Here is a 17,486-nt window from a genome sequence, read left to right on the forward strand (position 1 = left end):
AGTTTCATATTTATAACGCCGTATCGCTTCCAGGTACCCCTTTGCCTCCGGAACGAAACTCTGGTAATTTCCCTTCCGATTCCGCCAGAAGTTTCATTTGCTCCGGATATCCGTAAGTTCCATGTTCGCTCATATCTAGACCCACTAATTCTTCTTCCTCCGTTACACGGATACCCATCGTAATTTTCATGAGGTACAGAATAATGAATGAGATCACGAGAACGAATGCAAACGTACCGATGAGGCCCAATAGCTGAACGCCAAGCTGACCGAAGCCCCCGCCGTAGAACAAACCTTCTTTGCCTACGCCTGTAATTTCAACAAGTCTCGGTGCTGCGAACAAACCGGTGGATACAGCCCCCCACATACCGGCAATACCATGTACGGAGAATGCATATACAGGATCATCAATGCCTTTGCGGTCAAACCACTGTGCCGTAAAGAAGGTAATCGTACCGGCTACTGCACCGATAACAACAGCCGCCCAAGGTTCCACGAATGCACAGGCCCCCGTGATGGCCACAAAAGCAGCAAGAATACCGTTCAGCATGCTAGGAATATCTGCTTTGCCAAGAACCGCCCAAGAGATCAGCAATGCCGCTAGCGCACCTGCCGCAGCCGCGATATTCGTATTTAAAGCCACAAAACCGAAGAAGCCGTCCGTGAGTGCGGAGATGGTGCTGCCTGGATTAAATCCGAACCAACCGATCCAGATGATGAATACGCCGAGCACCGATAATACCTGGTTGTGGCCCGGAATGCTGTTAGGCTTCCCGTCCTTATTATATTTGCCAAGCCGTGGCTTCAGAAGAACGGTAGCCACCAGCGCCGCTGTAGCACCTGTCAAGTGAACGACCGTCGATCCGGCAAAGTCCTGCATACCCAGAGCTCCGAGCCAGCCTCCGCCCCATACCCAGTGAGCAACAATCGGATAAATCACGATGGTGAACAGCAATCCAAACACGATATAGACGCTGAGCTTTGCCCGTTCTGCCATACCACCGCAAGCGATGGCCAAGGATACGGCCGCAAAGGATAAGTGGAACAAAAACATAATGGTTGTCGGCACATCGTAAGCGGACAAGGAATCAAAAGAGCCAGCCGCATTGTCGCCACTTAAGAAAAAACCTTCAAATCCGAAAAAACTGTTCCCGTTGCCGAATGCCAGGCCAAACCCTAGTGCCCAGAAGGCAACGATCGAAATGCCGAAGGTCAGGAATGTTTTGCCTGCAACGTGGCCTGCATTCTTCATACGGACAGATCCGGCTTCCAGCAGTGCGAACCCTGCTTGCATGAAGAATACGAGCAATGCTGCCAAGAATACGAACACGGAGTTCAAACCAGCCGTTAATTCAACGTTCGTGGCTCCCCCATCAGCGGCGAACGCGCTCGCCGGGAATGCAAGCAATGCGATTACTCCCACCATTAAACCTAGCCATCTTTTTCCCATGTTTTACACTCCCCTTAATGTGAACTATTATAACATGACCTTGAATTCATATTGTCATTATAGGGGGGTTAACCAAAATCCGCAACGGTTATTTTCATAAAAAACGAAGTTTGTGTAATATAATCTAACATTAAGTGCATACAGTGCAAATCCTCAAACATCATGTATCGATTAAAAAAACTAGGCTTCAAGATTTTTTGTCACAACTATGACGTTTGACTGTATGGTTCAAGATCATGTATCATATTTCTATTAAAATGAAAATATAAATGCATTCATTAATTTCCAATTCAATGAAAGCTTGTGAGGTGATGAATGATGGGGATCACGAGCGGAAACCTTTTCCGAATCGGTGAGCTGGCCAAAGTTGCCGGAATCAGCGAAAGAACCATTGACTATTATACGAAGCTGGGTTTGATCTCCCCTGAAAAACGGACGTTAAAAAACTACCGGTTGTACAGTTCTGAAACCTTAAGCACTCTCGAACGTATTAATCAGTTAAAGCAAGAGAAATATACTCTCGATGAGATTAAGGAGAGACTTGATCGCTGGAAGTCGGTTCCCGATGATTCCGAAATGACGGAGAAGCTAACCAAGCTCGAAATACAGATGAAACAGCTGGAACGGGATGTGAAGGAACTCAACCCGCTTCTGAGTGAATTAAAGCCAAGTCAAGCCCGGGAAGTACTCGCTAACATTCTTCCTAAAGGGGCTGCTTGCATCGAGTCGCTACAAATCTTGCTGAACCAGTTCACTTCGATGTAATGGTGAAGAACCAAATAACAACTTTGTATGGGGGTATGATACATGTATTCTGACTGGATGTTTATTCTCATTATTATCGCTTTTATATTCTCGCTATGGGCCCAGTTCCGGGTCAAAGGCACGTTTAACAAATGGGCTAAGGTCGAGAACAGCACCGGCATGACAGGATACGATGCTGCCCGGCATATGCTGGATGCCAACGGACTCCATGATGTACCGATTGAACCGGTGCCAGGCACACTCTCCGACCACTATGATCCAACCAAACGCGTTGTGCGTTTATCGGAGCCCGTTTATTATGAACGCACGATCTCGGCTGTCTCTGTTGCTTGTCACGAGGTTGGCCATGCGATCCAGCATGCCGAGCACTATCCGATGCTAGTAGCCCGTCACAAAATGTTCCCGGTGGTAAACTTCGCATCGGGTATCGCTCCGTTTCTCTTGATTGCCGGTTTCCTGTTCCAAGCCATGAACCTGGTCGGTCTCGGCATCATCTTCTTCTCTTGCGCCGTTGCCTTCCAGCTCGTCACCCTGCCGGTCGAGTTTAACGCAAGTAACCGTGCTCGTCAGCTGATGGTTCAAGAAGGCTATATCGCCAATGACGAAGAACGCGGAGTTGCTAAAGTATTGAACGCCGCGGCCTTGACCTATGTCGCTGCAGCTTTGATCTCTCTGCTCGAGTTGATCCGTTATATCATGATCTTTACGAGCAACCGGGAATAACCCAATAAAAAAAAACAACAAAGGGCTTTCCTCTCTACCTGGATTGGTGGAGAAGGAAAGCCCTCTTTTTTATATATGTTATTTTTGATTAATGAAGCCAGGTTAGGGAGTTGATGCGTCAGTCCGCTTTCCCTTCCTTTTTCGGCGACGGATCAATACCAAAATATTGAAGCAGAAACGCACGGAATGCCTGAGCAACCGGTGGCAGCTTCTCGTCCGCGCGGTGGATCAGACCGATGGAACGCGTTACCTTCGGCTCCGAGATCCGGACGCGTGCCGGCTGCAGAGGATTCGTCTGGAATAGGGCCATTTCAGGAAGCAGGCTGACCCCCATACCGGCCGCAACCAGCCCGCGGATCGTATCCGTTTCCTCGCCTTCAAAAGCAATCTTCGGCGTGAACCCTGCTTCAAGACAGGCATGCCACACAATTGGACGCAAGGAGTAGCCTTTGCTGAACAGCACAAAGCGCTCCTCTTTCAACTGCTCCAGCTTGATGGACTGCTCCCCCGCAAGCGGGTGATTCGGCGGCAGGATCGCAAACAGCTCCTCTGTCAAAACGATATCCCCATCCACTTGATCATGACGATCCGGAAACGGCGACACAAATGCCAGATCCACTTCAGCTCCAACCACGTCCCGGATCAGTGTCGGGAACATCCCCTGCTTGAACCGGAACTTCACGTTCGGATATTTCTTCCGGAATTCAGCCACAATGGACGGAATCAAATGGATGCCCAGGCTGTGTGGGAATCCGATGCGGATCTCTCCCTGTTCCGGGTCCAGAAATTCATGTATCTCGACGACCGCACGGTCCAAGTCCTTCATAATGCTCTCCACCCGTTTGCAAAAAAGCTGGCCTACCGGGGTTAACTGCAGATTCCGGCCTTTTTGCATGAACAAATTAACACCAAGCTCTTCTTCCAACTGATGTATTTGACGGCTGACGGCTGACTGAGCCACATGAAGCTCTTCTGCCGCTTGGGTAACGTGTTCCTTTTGCGCAACCTTTACAAAGTATTGCAACTGTCGTAATTCCACGCCTTTTATCGCTCCATTCTTATTCCCTAGAAGACTTGAAGACTTTATCAAATCATCCAATTCTATTATAACAGACCCTCTAAGGTCCGATTATGTTCGACGTTTAAATAATCGAATCATGAGACCGTAGAGGAAAAATCCGCCTACCAATCCGCCGACATGCGCTACAAGGCTGACCCCTGGGGTAAACGAGAACAGTATCCCCAAAATAAGCAGGGTGAACAGCGTCTTGCGAGACGACTCATCAATGACATGCCGCTGGAACAGGGCGATGTACAGATAAGCGCCATAAGCTCCGTAAATGGCTCCTGAGGCGCCTACAAGGAAGGTATAGTCCTCCATGCGCTCATAATAAGCCAATCCGATTACATTACCGAGAACACCGCTGAGCAGATACAGAATGGCAAACTTCCAGCTCCCCATGATTCTCTCCAGCGGGGGAACAAATACCAGCAGTGCGAAGCCGTTGAACAATACATGATCAAACCCGTTATGCAGAAACATCGCCGTAAAGTATCTCCATGCCTGGTCAACGAATTGCGGCAAATCCGATAAAGCCCCATATTTCAGCAGCGTAACCGGATTTCTGGAACCGCCGTCTAAGGATGTGATCACAAACATCACCAGGTTAATGACAAGCAGCAGCGATGTAACGGGATAATAACGCAAATAACTTTTCCAATTTTCATAACGTACGAATATCATAGCATCCTCCTCATCCTAAACCAGGGCAGGGATGCTCCTAGTGGACATACCCTTTTTAAAAAGATTATAATGTACCATGAACCTGATCACCAAACTTTGATATCCAAGGAGGAGATTTCTCATGGCTCAAGAACGTTCAGGAGCTGCCACTTTCAAAGGCAATCCTATTACACTCATCGGTCCACAGCTCAAGGCTGGTGATGCCGCGCCGGATTTTACAGTGAGCAAAAACCTGCTCGAAGACGTATCTCTTAAGGATTATGCCGGTAAAATCAAGCTGATCAGCGTCGTTCCTTCCCTCGACACCGGGGTATGCGATGCACAGACGCGCCGTTTCAATGAAGAAGCTGCTGGTCTGGGCGATGATGTGGTGATCCTTACGATCAGTGCCGACCTTCCGTTCGCTCAAGCCCGTTGGTGCGGAGCTGCAGGCGTTGACCGGGTCATTACGCTCTCCGACTATAAATCGCGTTCTTTCGGTGAAGCGTATGGCGTGCTCATCAAGGAATTCCAACTCGACATGCGTTCGATCTTCGTCGTGGATACTAACGATACCATCACCTATGTTGAATACCTTGGTGAGATGACGGAGCACCCGAATTACGAAGCCGCGATCGATGCAGTAAAATCTTTGCGGTAACACGCCAAAAGCTACATACACTGCACACTTTTAAAAAGCGGGAGAGCAGCTCTCCCGCTTTTTCTTATTCTACTAAGCATCCACTTTATACTTGCTCAGTTTTTTATCCAGAACAGCGTACAGGTTCAAGATAACCCGGTAGTTCGCTCCCAGATCCCCTAGGGAACCGCGGGAAGCCGAATACATATCAACTGCGCTGCGAACCGGACTGATGCCGAGCACGGATACGGTAATGTCCAGTGTACGTCCAAACGAGGTTCTTTTCTCGAGCGTGATCTCTCCCACGGATTTAACCTCATGCAGAACTTTGTAACCCGGAATTTTTTTCAGTGTCGAGGAAACCTCTTCAAAACACTTTTCTTTTGAAAGATTGTAATAACGCGTCTTCAGCTTGGGATCTTTAGCACGGTCGCTTGTGCCGTCATAGCTGCGCACGATACCAATTAGAACTCGTTTTAATGACAAAGACCGTTCCTCCTTTATAAATGACCGTTCCTTTCCATACTCTAGTTTAACATTGTTTATGCTTTCAGCAAACCTTTATATATAGCAAAAAGGCACCTCTTTCACTTCGAATTCGAAATGAAAGAGGTGCCCATTCATTGACTTAACGAAACCCGCCTATGCCGTCCGGTAAACATTGTCTTCGAACCTGCATTAGCAGGTGGGTGACCGCAGAACCGCTTATGAATTCCCCTTGTCATATAGACAGGGCATTTCAGCCACGATTACGTATAGATCTCCCTAGACATCGTCATTGGTTCAAAACAACGGAAAACCGAAACGAACATCGCAGGATGTAGTCTTATTATAGGGGGTTTTGCCGGAAAAGTAAACCTCGCGTACTAAGGTTTCGATCCGTTCTCTCCCTTTTTGGCAGATTCCATGCTCTCCAGAAGAGCTTGTTCGGTTTCGGACTCCTCTTCCTCCGCTTTCTTCATCTTCTCCTGCTGTTCCTGCATTTTGGTGAAGGTGGCATAGAAATTAAAGAATGCGAACAATGCCATCAGGCAGAACAGGAAGAACACGAACAGCACCGGCATCTGCGTGCCGATATACGCCAAGACAGCGCTTCCGATCAAAGTCGAAAATACGCGAAACGGACGAATCAATGTCAGCAGCACCGCATTTTTTAACAGCTGCGTCGTTTTCATCTCATAATGAACGGTCATGGAGAAGAAATTAAACAGGGAGACAAACAGCACGATAAGCAGCACGAGCATCACAATGCCGACAAGCTGGAAACCATCTAGCTGCGTCATATAAACCGTGTAATCCACGTACATAATCACGAACAGCAGCGTATAAAAAATACCGCCGATCATGCTCTGCTTGTAATTTTCCTTATAACCCTTGAAGAACGTTTTAAATACGGACACGTCCGGATTGCCCATTACCCATTTGCGTACAACGGTAAATAAAGCCGCCGTAGCCGGAAACAAAACAAACGGTGATAATATTCCCAGAACCCAGTTCGACAGCAGCTGCTCATTATGCGCATCCGGTGTCTGAACGGCCATTAGGAATTTGGTTAGAACAATAAACAGGAAAGGCGATGTACAAATAACCCACAAGATGTTCGAAAAAGCAATACGGGTAATCCACTCGGTGAGCTTATATAAGCCACCCATGGCTCCTTTCATTTCCAAATCCGTTTCCTCCTCACTCAAATCATGCATGTATCTATTAATATACCTTATTTGGTACATGCATTGCCAGAGCCTAATTTATACGAACCTGGGTGTTTATCCAATCCAGTGCCCCTGTTTCTCCATACGATATCACGTAATCCGTTCAACAAGCTTGAATTTCCAAATTTAAAGAGGAGGGATTATGTATGTCTTGTGAAGGCGGCGGTTACGGCTACGGAAGTAATGTTGGTATTGTCCTGGTTCTGTTCATTCTCCTTGTCATTATTCTCAGCACATTCTACATCTAATGTCTCTTTGAATCATGAAGTGAAACAGATCAGCTTGGTATTGCTCTAAAACTGCGAGTTTAAAGGGGATGCACCCTGGGTGCATCTTCTTTAAACATGAAAAAAGACGAAGCGCGGCTCCACCTGGCGTGGGCAGCTGCTTCGTCTTTTCTGTTTGGTTTCTTCAATCAGAAGAAATTACACGTATATATTATTCGTCTCCGCCCCGGTTAGGACGACGCTCGCCGCCGCTGTAGGAACGAGGTTTACGGTCACCGCTATTGTTGCGGTCACGGTTGTAGCCACCGCCCTCGCGGTTGCCATAACTGCTGCCGCCGCCATCACGGTTGTATCCGCCTTTGGAGTAGCCGCCACGGTTACCACCGCTGCCGCTGCCGCCATCACGGCGATATCCGCCGCCGCTGCTGCGGCCGCCATAGCCACCGCTTGGCTTGCGACCATTGCGGATGTCCGGCTTCCGGCGTTTTGCACGGATCGGATCTTCAGGCGTCAGATGAATATCGGATGCTTCCTTCTTGTCGCCTGTCAGGATTTTCATTGCAGCTGCCAGCAGCTGTACGGAATCGTACTGCTCCAGCAATTGAATCGCAAGACCTTTGTATTCGGTCAATTCACCCTGCTCAATGATTTCAAGCACTCGCTCAGCGATGATACGTTGTTTGCCTTCAATCGCTTCGGCAATCGTTGGCAACGGCTTGCGTGGAATACGATGACGAGTCACACGCTCGATGAAATACAGATGATCCATTTCACGCGGTGTCACGAAAGACCAAGCCGTACCTTCCTTACCCGCACGGCCTGTACGTCCAATACGGTGTACATAACTTTCAGGATCTTGCGGCAAGTCAAAGTTTACAACATGGGTAACGCCGGATACGTCGAGACCGCGTGCTGCCACATCGGTTGCCACGAGGACATCGATGCTTCCGTCGCGGAATTTACGCATAACGGTATCACGTTGGTGCTGGGACAGATCGCCATGAAGACCATCCGCCGAGTACCCGCGTTTTTGCAATGCTTCTGCCAATTCGTCAACACGGCGCTTGGTACGTCCAAAGACGATCGCAAGCTCAGGTGACTCCATATCCAGAAGGCGGCTCAATGCTTCGAATTTTTGACGTTCAGGAACTTCGATATATGCTTGATCAATCAGAGGTGCACTAACGTGCTTAGGAATAACGGATACATGCTCAGGTTCCTTAAGGAACTGGGATGCCAGCTTCTGAATGTTAGCCGGCATAGTTGCGGAGAACAGCAAGGTTTGACGTTCTTCAGGAACAAGCTTCAGGATCGACTGGATGTCTTCCATGAAGCCCATGTCCAGCATTTCATCCGCTTCATCCAATACAACGGTTTGGACATCGTCAAGTCGGATGGTTTTTCTGTTGATGTGGTCAAGTAGACGACCTGGTGTGCCGATAATAATTTGAGGCTTCTTTTTCAAAGCGCGGATCTGACGCCCGATATCCTGTCCGCCATAAATAGCCAAGGAACGGATTCCTTTAAAACGGGACAGTTTACCGATTTCTTCAGCAACCTGGATGGCAAGTTCACGGGTCGGTGTCATAATCAGAGCGACGATACGCTCCTCTTCCTTGGCGATTTTGTGGATAAGAGGAAGGCCGAATGCTGCTGTCTTACCAGTACCCGTCTGTGCTTGTCCAATCATATCCTTGCCGGTCAGAGCAATCGGAATGGATTGGGATTGGATCGGTGTGGCTTCCTCAAAGCCAAGTTCAGTAATTGCTTGCAGCACGCGAGGCTCCAAGCCAAAATCTGCGAAATTTTTCAATAGGTTCATACTCCTTCTATCTGTGGACTTCCACTTTCTTCTCTGTATTCTTAAGTAGTGGTAACGTTTATAGGCTTTCCCGGCCAGCAGGATTTTCTGCACGAGGTGAACCGGTATATTTCTCTTATCACCAGTATGATGACTGGTTAATGTATAATCATCCTGATAAGCTTGCAAAGTTATCAATGTAACGGACTACTCAAGAATATCCAATACATTATATCACAAAACATTTCTGGAATACCAGCAAGCTTAAAGAAGTCATAATAACCGGGAGGTGATTCCTATGTTGAAGCGTCTATGGACCTATTTCTCGATCGTGTTCGGCGGCATCATTATCGCCGGCGGATTTAATTTGTTTCTGATTCCCCATCATCTGCTCAGCGGAGGCGTTTCCGGCGTGGCCCTAATTATCGGCTACTTCACGCCGCTTAATATCAGCGTCATGTATTTTGTGCTCAATATCCCGATTCTTATCACAGGTTGGTTCAAGCTCGGCAAAAGGTTCGTTGGTCTCAGCGTTCTCTCGGTTATTGTGACTACCTTGTTCCTAGAGCTCATTCCGGTCACCCCGGTTGCAACCGACATGCTGCTGTCCTCGGTGTTCGGCGGCGTGCTTGTCGGATTCGGTACCGGCCTCTCCTTTCGGGTTGGCGGTTCCACCGGGGGCTTTGATATTATCGGCTCCCTCGTTACGAAATATCGGGACTTCCCCGTAGGAAGCGTACTCGTGACGCTGAACGCCATCGTCATTATGGCGGTTGCTTATTTGGAAAACGATTGGAACTTGGCCCTTGCCTCCATGGCCTCCATCTATATTGCCGGAAAAATGGTCGATATGCTCCACGTCAGTCATATCAAGGTTACCGTCTTTATTGTAACGAACCAGACGGAAGCTCTGCTGGAGAAGCTGCTTAAGCGCCCACGCGGCATAACCAAGATCAAAACCGAGGGGGCCTTCAGTCATAAAGAAAAGGATATGCTTATGACCGTCACGACGCGATATGAGCTGGCTGAGCTAAAACAGATTATTACAGAGACGGATCCACTGGCCTTTGTTAATATCGTGGAAACCACGGCTGTCATGGGTCAATTCCGCAAGAACTAAATATTTACCACCTGTCAGGGCAAGGTAAATTTGTGGTATAATATTTGTGCGCGGTTCCTACAATATTCATGAGATCTGTTTCCCGGGCATCGCTTTGGCCCAATTTTAATTGTTTTTCCGTTTTACAAAAGAACGTCCTGCCTAACCAATTTGGAAGGAAAGGGTGATTTTTATGGAAATGGAAACGGTAAAATTGTCACAAATCGTCATGAAGTGGTTCCCGGAAATGTTATCGTTCTTTAGACAGAACGAACTAAATTCCATGATCGTTCTTAGGGACGGGCTGAGTATTCTGGAGCAGGAGGACGCTCTTGAAATTATTCAGTTCAGCATTTGCGAGCATCAGAACCAAACGCCGCTTCATTAATTTTTATGCAACACGTGAATATCGCACGACAAGTGCCGTTATTCTCCGGTAAAATTCACCGGTGAGTAACGGCATTTTTTTATGGATAAATGTAAATTCTATAAGCACGTCATTTCCCGCCAGCAGATAAAGCTGCATGTAAACGCTGTCCGCCTTCTTACGGGTAATATATTCCGATGCTAGTCACTCCCCAAGTTCACACGTTGTTCACGACCACCTGCCACAAATGTCGATATTTAGCGTTTAAAACGCCCTTGACCCGTTTAATGAACTAAGTACGCTCACCCGCCGTTTCCAATTTATTGTCGATTGTAACAATCCTGTTCTTTTTGAAGGCATCCGTTCCTTTATAATCATGATGTGAATGTACACAAGGGAGAGAGTAATTATGAATATCATCTTGGCTTTATTCATCTTGGCGTCTGCGGGCTTCGGCGGTTCCAGTCCGCAAGATAACAATCTTACCGCCAAACTTCAGGCATCGTTAAATACCGCCGTGATTCAAAGCATGCACCAAAAGAACAATCAAGGTCAGGGCCAATCCGGCATCAAGCCAAACACGACGGAAATCGATCCGCAGATTGACGCTCCCAAAGTCAAAGGCATTTATGTAACGGCTTATAGCGCAGGCGGCTCCAGAATGAATCAGCTCGTGGATCTTATGGACAAGACCGAACTCAATGCCATGGTCATTGACATCAAGGACGATGAAGGATACATAACGTACAAAACCGATAATCCGAAGCTGAAGGAACTCGGTAAATCCCAGCCTTTTATCAAAGACATCAAACAGCTGATGAAGCGGCTGGAGAAACACGATATTTATCCGATCGCCCGAGTTGTCGTGTTCAAGGATACCATTCTTGCCAAGAAAAACCCGGAGCTTTCCTTCCGTAAAGGAGACGGCAGCGTGTGGACCAATGGCGGGGGCGACAGCTTCGTTAACCCGTACAGCAAAGAGGTATGGGATTACAACATCGAGATCGCCAAGGAAGCCGCCAAACTCGGGTTCAAGGAAATCCAGTTTGATTATGTCCGTTTTCCGGAGGGCTTTGAGAAACGCGCCGATTCCCTGAAGTATACCAAAACGGATCAATCGCGCGTGGACGTGGTATCCGATTTTGTGCAGTATGCCCGGGAAGAACTCGCGCCGCTTGGCATCCGCGTATCCGTTGACATCTTCGGCTATGCGGCCTCGGTGCCTGCAGCAGAAGGCATCGGGCAGGACTTCGTCAAAATTTCCAAAAACGTCGATATCATCAGTCCGATGGTATACCCAAGCCATTACACGGCAGGCTGGTTCGGCTCCCCCGTACCGGACAAGGCTCCTTACCAGACCATCAAGGGGTCCATGGAAGATACCCACAAGAAGCTCGAAGAGCTGGGAGAGCAGAAGCCGATCATCCGGCCATGGATTCAGGACTTTACCGCGAGCTGGCTCGGAAGCGGTAATTATGCCAAGTACGGCAAAAAGGAAATCGAAGAGCAGATTCGCGCCCTCAAAGATACAAACGTCGATGAATATTTACTCTGGAATGCTTCCAACCGGTATACGGAAGGCGTCACTCATAAATAATTCAATTATCCATTCGCAAAGGGTCGGCCATCAACATGGTCGGCCCTTTCTGCCTTCAAGCAGTTCAGTGAACTCTCTTGACAGCAGATGCTATGATGATGGGTAGGGCTGGATTGCCCCTTAATCTGTCAAATTGACGCACTCCAATTCAACGATTGGTTGAGTTTTGGGTCGCCGCTCAATAAGCCAGTTATTGTCCCCAACCATAGCAGAACCCTACAATATGGTGGCACCGTCCGAAAACTACAATAAGAAAGGCACATCGCACATGCAACCGACTACGACAACACGGGGAAAGCTGAAGCAATTTGCAATCATTCTTATCCCCATCTTAATTACGCAGCTAGCCTTATCGGCCATTAGCTTTTTCGACACCAACATGTCCGGAAAATTCAGCTCAGTCGACCTGGCAGGCGTAGCAATCGCGACAAGCATCTGGATCCCGGTCCAAACCGGCCTTAGCGGAATTCTGATGGGGATCACCCCCATCGTTTCGCAGCTCATTGGCGGGCGACAAGAAAATAATGTCGCTTACCAAGTGAACCAGGCGCTCTGGCTGTCCATCTTACTTGCCATCGTCGTCCTTGCGATCGGGTATGCCGTTGTACCGAGCATTCTCGGAGCTATGAGCCTGGAGCCGGAAGTTCGGCGGATTGCCTCCCAGTTTCTCGCCGCAATCTCGATCGGCATCATTCCGCTGTTCGCTTATACCGTATTGCGCAGTTTTATTGATGCGCTCGGGCAAACTAAAATTTCCATGGTGATCACGCTGATTACCCTGCCGGTGAACGTAGGCCTGAATGCGCTGTTCATTTATGGATTCTGGGGCTTTCCAAGAATGGGGGGCGTGGGCGCCGGCATCGCTTCCGCGATTACATACTGGACCGTGCTCATCATCGCCATCGTGATCATCCATAACAGCCACCCGTTCTCTTCCTTCGGCATCTTCAGGCAGCTTCAGGGAGTTTCATTGAGCGCATGGAAAAGCCTATTAAAAATCGGCGTGCCGATCGGGTTCTCCATCTTTCTGGAGACCGCCGTCTTCGCTGCGGTGACGCTGCTTATGAGCAGCTTTGATACGGCAACGATTGCCGCTCACCAAGCGGCCCTGAATTTCGCTACAACACTGTATATGCTGCCATTAAGCATATGCATGAGTCTCACCATCCTTGTAGGCTTCGAGGCAGGCTCGGGACGAATGAAGGATGCCTGGAAGTACGCGAAACTCGGCATCAGCACAGCCGTTATCCTGTCGCTGATCACGGCTGTCATCCTGTTTATGGCCGGCCGCCAGGTTGCCGGATTATATTCCAACGAGCCTGCCGTCGTGGCGCTGATCCAGCAGTTTCTGCTGTTCGCGATCTTCTTTCAGATCTCGGACGCGATCGCCACGCCGACCCAAGGAGCGCTGCGGGGTTATAAAGACGTGAATGTCGCCTTCATGCTCGCTTTTCTGTCGTTTTGGGTGATTGGTCTGCCCGTAGGTTATGTTCTCGCCAACTACACCGATTGGCAAGCCTTCGGCTACTGGATCGGGTTGATCACGGGCCTTGCCGTCGGCGCTGCCCTGATGCTTATGCGTCTGGTCAAAGTTCAGCGTAAGTTCGCACGCCAGGTACATGCTCCATCCCGATCCGCATCCTAACGTCAACCGAAGAACCTCTAAGAGACAGACCGTATTCTGCGGGAGTTTTTCTTGCGAAATATCTTTGACTGGCCTCTGAAGTTTCTGCTTTCTTACCGCTACAAAAAGACCGTCTCCATGCAGAATGCGTTCTGCAATGAGAGACGGTCTTTTTACTGACGTGTGCTGATTTTATTGGGACAACCGCAATGCCAAGTCGTAAAGCTCACGGTTAAATTCTTTCTTCGTGTTAACGACCTTGTCAATATCCGTGAGGACCAGCTCGCCCTTAATGATGCCGCATCCTTTATCGGATTGGCCGTCAATCAGACTGCGAACCGCAAAATCGCCAAGACGGCTTGCCAGGTTCCGGTCAAACGGAGTTGGAGCTCCACCGCGCTGGATATGTCCGAGCACCGTTACCCGTGCATCGATCGAGGCATGGCACTCTTTAAGATCACATACGATGTCCTCGCCGCGTCCGACGCCTTCCGCTACGATGATGATACTGTGACGCTTGCCTTTTGCGAAATTCTCGCGCAAACGGGTTGCCACTTCATCAAGGTTGTACTCCACTTCCGGCACCAGAATGGTCTCTGCGCCTGAAGCAAGGCCCGCATGGAGCGCAATGTCGCCGCAGTGGCGTCCCATAACCTCTACAACGGAGGAGCGCGCATGGGAAGACATCGTGTCACGCAATTTATTAACGGCGTCTACAACGACGCTCACAGCTGTATCAAAGCCGATTGTATAGTCCGTATAGGAAATATCGTTATCAATCGTGCCCGGAAGGCCCATGGTTTTGATTCCGAGTTTGCTGAGCTTGTTCGCCCCGTGGTAAGAGCCGTCCCCTCCGATAACGACCAAGCCGTCGATGCCGTGCTGATTCAGAATGTCGGCACCCTTCTGCTGTCCTTCCGCCGTCTTGAACTCTTCACAGCGGGCGGAACGAAGGATCGTGCCTCCGCGCTGGATAATATCCCCTACGCTGCGAAGATCCATTTTGACAATGTCGTTCTCCAGAAGTCCTTGGTAACCACGCTGAATTCCATATACTTCAAGACCATAATACAGACCGCTGCGCACAACGGCGCGAAGCGCCGCGTTCATCCCTTGGGAATCGCCACCACTTGTAAGAACTGCAATTTTTTTAACCTCTGCCATGTTTCTTTTCCTCCTTCAATGTCACTCATGCTTATGCTTGCGAATCCATCGGCTGTTGACGTAGAAAAAAATCCGGGTCATCGGACTCTTCTTCATCAAACGCTTGGATACAGAGCGAACCAGTTGCTGCTCGCTGACTTTTGGATCGGATAAATATAACGCCAGTAACCCCTCAATGATCATACGATGAAAAGGGGTCGAGGGAATTGTTCTGACATCTTTCCGGGCCCACTCAACAATGGAAGCTATCCGGTTCAGCATCGTATCGGCATCTTCGTAATAATTACAAAAGTTCAGATCGCCGCCCAGCCTGTCTTCGTCTTGATCAATAAGATAATCCAGCATAATGTGGAGACTGCATACATTCGGAAAATAAGACGCATGAATGGACGAAGCATCCTCGTCATCCAGAAACGGATCGGTTGCAGCCAAGAATAGCATGAACACGCCCAAGGTTGATCCCGTTGCTGCCGCAAACTCGTTCCACCGCAGATGCGGTGTCCGGTGGGCATGCTGGGACCACCATTCAAGCAATGCCGCTTCCCTCTTATCCGGATGGATGTGCTTGTATACCTGCAAATCGGTATACAGCCCAGCCAAATCCCTTATGTAGGGCTTTGCCGCTTCATATCCTGATAATTGACCGATACAATCCCGGCATTTCTGCACAAGACGGAGAAGGTAACCTCCATCCTCCCTTTCGGTCCGGAGGGCGTAATAATCGGCCGGCTCAGTCTCAGGCGAAACGGCATCCAGCATCGACTGATGGAGCTGTCTGAAATCCGCTGGGTCCAGCGAAGTACTACGGTCACATAAATTATCGAGATAATCGCTAATTGTCTGGTAAGCTACAATCAATGGAATGAGAATATGCTTCTCCGGCAGATTGGCTGCGGCATACACCGCGCCGCCCTGGCAGTGAAATCTTTTGGTATCTATACTGGCCAGTGCCTGCTTTTGTAGCTCCTCATCCGGAATTTGCTCAGCCTCCCGGCGCCACTTCTCCAATTCGATTCGCACTTCCGGGAGTATGAATTTGTACACCCGGCTCATCAGCCCGACCGGACTGCGCGGAACCTTACGGCTTAGCTCTTGATTATTCAATGAACTCTGCCTCCACATGGTTGTCTTTTTATACCTATCCAAATCAAACCTATTATAATATGATCGTTCATTTTGCACAAATAACACAAATCATTGACGACCTATGGCAGTAAACGCATCTTATAATCCATCTATCTCCATTCTGCGATATGTTATATACTAGTCGGAGCTGAATAACAGACCATGAACCTCACGAATAACGTTAGCTACGCCGGGTTCGTGAAAAGAACGGAGATCCCCAGCATGAAACTTCCCGCTACGCCCAGACCGGATCAGAACTGGCTGCGCGCCTTTATGTTTACGATATTTGGCACGACAGCCCTTGTCATTTCCTATTTTCCGCTATATTTCAAAGAAATCGGCTTCAGCAGCGCGCAGATCGGTTATCTGTATGCCATCGGCCCGCTTATATCCATGTTCTCCAATATGATTTGGAGTTACACCAGTGACAAATACCGGACCATCAAACGCATCATGAACATTCTCATTATCGGACAGCTTGTCACGATGCTTGTTTTATGGCAGGTTGCAAGCTTCGGCGTAGTGTTAATCACAATCAGTTTATTTTATTTTTTCTACTACCCGGTCTATCCCCTGGCGGATACGATGGCCATCCAAACGGCACAGAGGTACGGACGCAGCTTTACCGTTATTCGCGTATTCGGCTCACTCGGCTACGCGTTCTTCGCGCTTGCCATCGGATATGCCATCAGTGCCGCGGGTGCGCCGGCCACATTGGCTATCGGCATCGGCATCGGCGTGTTCACGCTGCTCTGCTCGTTTCTTCTCCGCGACGGAGTTGCTGCCAAGTCGGAGCCTGTCGAGCTGGCAGCCCTTCTCAAAATATTGCGTTCCAAAGAAATATTGTGGTTCTTCGGCTGCACCTTCTGTCTTGCCATCGCCCACCGGATGAATGAAGCCTTTCTTACGCTTACCTTATCCGAGCTGGGAGCGGGTGAAGGACTCATCGGCTGGTCCTTGATGGTCTCGGCTGCCAGCGAGATCCCGATTTTCTTCCTCCTGAGCAAGTATGGCGACAAGATGAAGGAGCTGCCTCTGCTGACTTTTGCAAGCCTGATGTTCGCGCTCCGTTTTCTGCTCATGGCCCTTGCGGCTGACCCGTTGTCCGTGCTTGCGGTTCAATCGCTTCACAGCATTACCTTCGGCGTGTTCTATGTAACCGCGGTCCGCTATATTACAAGGATCATTCCTTGGCAGTACCGCGCGACCGGCATGGCTCTATTCATTATCTTCTGGTCAAGCGTTTCAGGACTTCTCAGCGGAGCCTTCGGCGGTCTGCTGTTCGAAGCGGCGGGAAGACCGGCCTTTTACCAGCTCGCAGCCCTCCTGGCCTTTATCGCCGGTCTCGGTTTTCTTTACCGGCACCTTTTTGCCAAGCCGGAGGATATGAATGTCGGCGGAATCAGCGCTTGACCCATTGAAATACAAAAAAGCACAGTTCTCTTAACCGAGAACTGTGCTTCATGCCT

The 17,486-nt window shown here is 49.1% G+C and carries 17 protein-coding genes and 1 other RNA gene; 9 read left to right on the forward strand and 9 right to left on the reverse strand.

What is annotated here, in order from left to right; translation table 11 throughout:
* Positions 1-10: 10 nt before the first annotated feature.
* Positions 11-1,450, reverse strand: a complete 1,440-nt coding sequence (locus MKY82_RS24295; RefSeq protein WP_339294556.1) for an ammonium transporter — start codon at positions 1,448-1,450, stop codon at positions 11-13.
* A 315-nt stretch (positions 1,451-1,765) separates the two neighbouring features.
* Between MKY82_RS24295 and MKY82_RS24300 the strand changes: the two genes are divergently transcribed.
* Together MKY82_RS24300 and MKY82_RS24305 are read left to right on the forward strand one after the other, a co-directional pair.
* Positions 1,766-2,215 (forward strand): MerR family transcriptional regulator, encoded by a 450-nt coding sequence (locus MKY82_RS24300; protein WP_071223103.1) that lies wholly within the window; start codon positions 1,766-1,768, stop codon positions 2,213-2,215.
* A gap of 42 nt (positions 2,216-2,257) precedes the next feature.
* Positions 2,258-2,938, forward strand: a complete 681-nt coding sequence (locus MKY82_RS24305; RefSeq protein ID WP_009594846.1) for a zinc metallopeptidase — start codon at positions 2,258-2,260, stop codon at positions 2,936-2,938.
* Between the two features lie 118 nt (positions 2,939-3,056).
* On the opposite strand, the gene MKY82_RS24310 is transcribed toward MKY82_RS24305, so the two are convergent.
* The gene (locus MKY82_RS24310) at positions 3,057-3,977 is read right to left on the reverse strand and encodes a LysR family transcriptional regulator (RefSeq protein ID WP_071223104.1); all 921 of its coding nucleotides are present in this window, start codon (positions 3,975-3,977) and stop codon (positions 3,057-3,059) included.
* A 90-nt stretch (positions 3,978-4,067) separates the two neighbouring features.
* Positions 4,068-4,682 carry a rhomboid family intramembrane serine protease gene (locus MKY82_RS24315; RefSeq protein WP_194543885.1) on the reverse strand — a complete coding sequence of 205 codons (615 nt, stop codon included), beginning with the start codon at positions 4,680-4,682 and terminating at the stop codon, positions 4,068-4,070.
* A 121-nt stretch (positions 4,683-4,803) separates the two neighbouring features.
* Here MKY82_RS24315 and tpx point away from each other — a divergent pair, with 121 nt between their 5' ends.
* Entirely contained in the window at positions 4,804-5,322 is a 519-nt protein-coding gene (gene tpx / locus MKY82_RS24320; RefSeq protein WP_071223106.1) for a thiol peroxidase, read from the forward strand.
* 72 nt (positions 5,323-5,394) lie between these two features.
* On the opposite strand, the gene MKY82_RS24325 is transcribed toward tpx, so the two are convergent.
* The 3 genes from MKY82_RS24325 to MKY82_RS24335 form a co-directional block, all read right to left on the reverse strand.
* Positions 5,395-5,787: a DUF1499 domain-containing protein gene (locus MKY82_RS24325; protein ID WP_006211699.1), complete on the reverse strand. Its 393-nt coding sequence runs from the start codon at positions 5,785-5,787 to the stop codon at positions 5,395-5,397.
* 145 nt (positions 5,788-5,932) lie between these two features.
* Positions 5,933-6,124: non-coding RNA, 6S RNA (gene ssrS / locus MKY82_RS24330), on the reverse strand.
* Between the two features lie 43 nt (positions 6,125-6,167).
* Positions 6,168-6,971 (reverse strand): DUF624 domain-containing protein, encoded by an 804-nt coding sequence (locus tag MKY82_RS24335; RefSeq protein ID WP_113060342.1) that lies wholly within the window; start codon positions 6,969-6,971, stop codon positions 6,168-6,170.
* Between the two features lie 188 nt (positions 6,972-7,159).
* Here MKY82_RS24335 and MKY82_RS24340 point away from each other — a divergent pair, with 188 nt between their 5' ends.
* A complete protein-coding gene (locus MKY82_RS24340) occupies positions 7,160-7,261 on the forward strand; it encodes a sporulation protein YjcZ (protein ID WP_194543886.1) in 102 nt (33 codons plus the stop codon).
* Between the two features lie 190 nt (positions 7,262-7,451).
* Here MKY82_RS24340 and MKY82_RS24345 read toward each other — a convergent pair whose 3' ends face one another.
* A complete protein-coding gene (locus MKY82_RS24345) occupies positions 7,452-9,053 on the reverse strand; it encodes a DEAD/DEAH box helicase (RefSeq protein WP_194543887.1) in 1,602 nt (533 codons plus the stop codon).
* Between the two features lie 286 nt (positions 9,054-9,339).
* Here MKY82_RS24345 and MKY82_RS24350 point away from each other — a divergent pair, with 286 nt between their 5' ends.
* The 4 genes from MKY82_RS24350 (at position 9,340) to MKY82_RS24365 (ending at position 13,749) form a co-directional block, all read left to right on the forward strand.
* The gene (locus tag MKY82_RS24350) at positions 9,340-10,161 is read left to right on the forward strand and encodes a YitT family protein (RefSeq protein WP_071223109.1); all 822 of its coding nucleotides are present in this window, start codon (positions 9,340-9,342) and stop codon (positions 10,159-10,161) included.
* 172 nt (positions 10,162-10,333) lie between these two features.
* Positions 10,334-10,528: a hypothetical protein gene (locus tag MKY82_RS24355; protein ID WP_071223110.1), complete on the forward strand. Its 195-nt coding sequence runs from the start codon at positions 10,334-10,336 to the stop codon at positions 10,526-10,528.
* 388 nt (positions 10,529-10,916) lie between these two features.
* Positions 10,917-12,104: a putative glycoside hydrolase gene (locus MKY82_RS24360; RefSeq protein ID WP_194543889.1), complete on the forward strand. Its 1,188-nt coding sequence runs from the start codon at positions 10,917-10,919 to the stop codon at positions 12,102-12,104.
* Positions 12,105-12,372: 268 nt separating this feature from the next.
* A complete protein-coding gene (locus MKY82_RS24365; RefSeq protein WP_194543890.1) occupies positions 12,373-13,749 on the forward strand; it encodes an MATE family efflux transporter in 1,377 nt (458 codons plus the stop codon).
* Between the two features lie 171 nt (positions 13,750-13,920).
* On the opposite strand, the gene pfkA is transcribed toward MKY82_RS24365, so the two are convergent.
* Both pfkA and MKY82_RS24375 read right to left on the reverse strand, forming a co-directional pair.
* A complete protein-coding gene (gene pfkA / locus MKY82_RS24370) occupies positions 13,921-14,892 on the reverse strand; it encodes a 6-phosphofructokinase (RefSeq protein WP_113060346.1) in 972 nt (323 codons plus the stop codon).
* Positions 14,893-14,913: 21 nt separating this feature from the next.
* Positions 14,914-15,996, reverse strand: a complete 1,083-nt coding sequence (locus MKY82_RS24375) for a tetraprenyl-beta-curcumene synthase family protein (RefSeq protein ID WP_233355033.1) — start codon at positions 15,994-15,996, stop codon at positions 14,914-14,916.
* Between the two features lie 243 nt (positions 15,997-16,239).
* On the opposite strand from MKY82_RS24375, the gene MKY82_RS24380 reads away from it, so the two are divergent.
* A complete protein-coding gene (locus MKY82_RS24380) occupies positions 16,240-17,430 on the forward strand; it encodes an MFS transporter (RefSeq protein ID WP_339294557.1) in 1,191 nt (396 codons plus the stop codon).
* The last annotated feature ends 56 nt before the right edge of the window (positions 17,431-17,486 follow it).

The organism is Paenibacillus sp. FSL W7-1279, assembly GCF_037969845.1.
GTDB lineage: Bacteria > Bacillota > Bacilli > Paenibacillales > Paenibacillaceae > Paenibacillus_AQ.

What these genes read in the sequence shown, in the direction of transcription:
- MKY82_RS24365 (WP_194543890.1), top strand. Translation starts at nt 12,373, where the DNA reads ATGCAACCGACTACGACAACACGGGGAAAGCTGAAGCAATTTGCAATC.
- MKY82_RS24315 (WP_194543885.1), bottom strand. Translation starts at nt 4,682, where the DNA reads ATGATATTCGTACGTTATGAAAATTGGAAAAGTTATTTGCGTTATTAT.
- pfkA (WP_113060346.1), bottom strand. Translation starts at nt 14,892, where the DNA reads ATGGCAGAGGTTAAAAAAATTGCAGTTCTTACAAGTGGTGGCGATTCC.
- MKY82_RS24360 (WP_194543889.1), top strand. Translation starts at nt 10,917, where the DNA reads ATGAATATCATCTTGGCTTTATTCATCTTGGCGTCTGCGGGCTTCGGC.
- MKY82_RS24350 (WP_071223109.1), top strand. Translation starts at nt 9,340, where the DNA reads ATGTTGAAGCGTCTATGGACCTATTTCTCGATCGTGTTCGGCGGCATC.
- MKY82_RS24300 (WP_071223103.1), top strand. Translation starts at nt 1,766, where the DNA reads ATGATGGGGATCACGAGCGGAAACCTTTTCCGAATCGGTGAGCTGGCC.
- MKY82_RS24305 (WP_009594846.1), top strand. Translation starts at nt 2,258, where the DNA reads ATGTATTCTGACTGGATGTTTATTCTCATTATTATCGCTTTTATATTC.
- MKY82_RS24355 (WP_071223110.1), top strand. Translation starts at nt 10,334, where the DNA reads ATGGAAATGGAAACGGTAAAATTGTCACAAATCGTCATGAAGTGGTTC.
- MKY82_RS24380 (WP_339294557.1), top strand. Translation starts at nt 16,240, where the DNA reads ATGAAACTTCCCGCTACGCCCAGACCGGATCAGAACTGGCTGCGCGCC.
- MKY82_RS24295 (WP_339294556.1), bottom strand. Translation starts at nt 1,450, where the DNA reads ATGGGAAAAAGATGGCTAGGTTTAATGGTGGGAGTAATCGCATTGCTT.
- tpx (WP_071223106.1), top strand. Translation starts at nt 4,804, where the DNA reads ATGGCTCAAGAACGTTCAGGAGCTGCCACTTTCAAAGGCAATCCTATT.
- MKY82_RS24340 (WP_194543886.1), top strand. Translation starts at nt 7,160, where the DNA reads ATGTCTTGTGAAGGCGGCGGTTACGGCTACGGAAGTAATGTTGGTATT.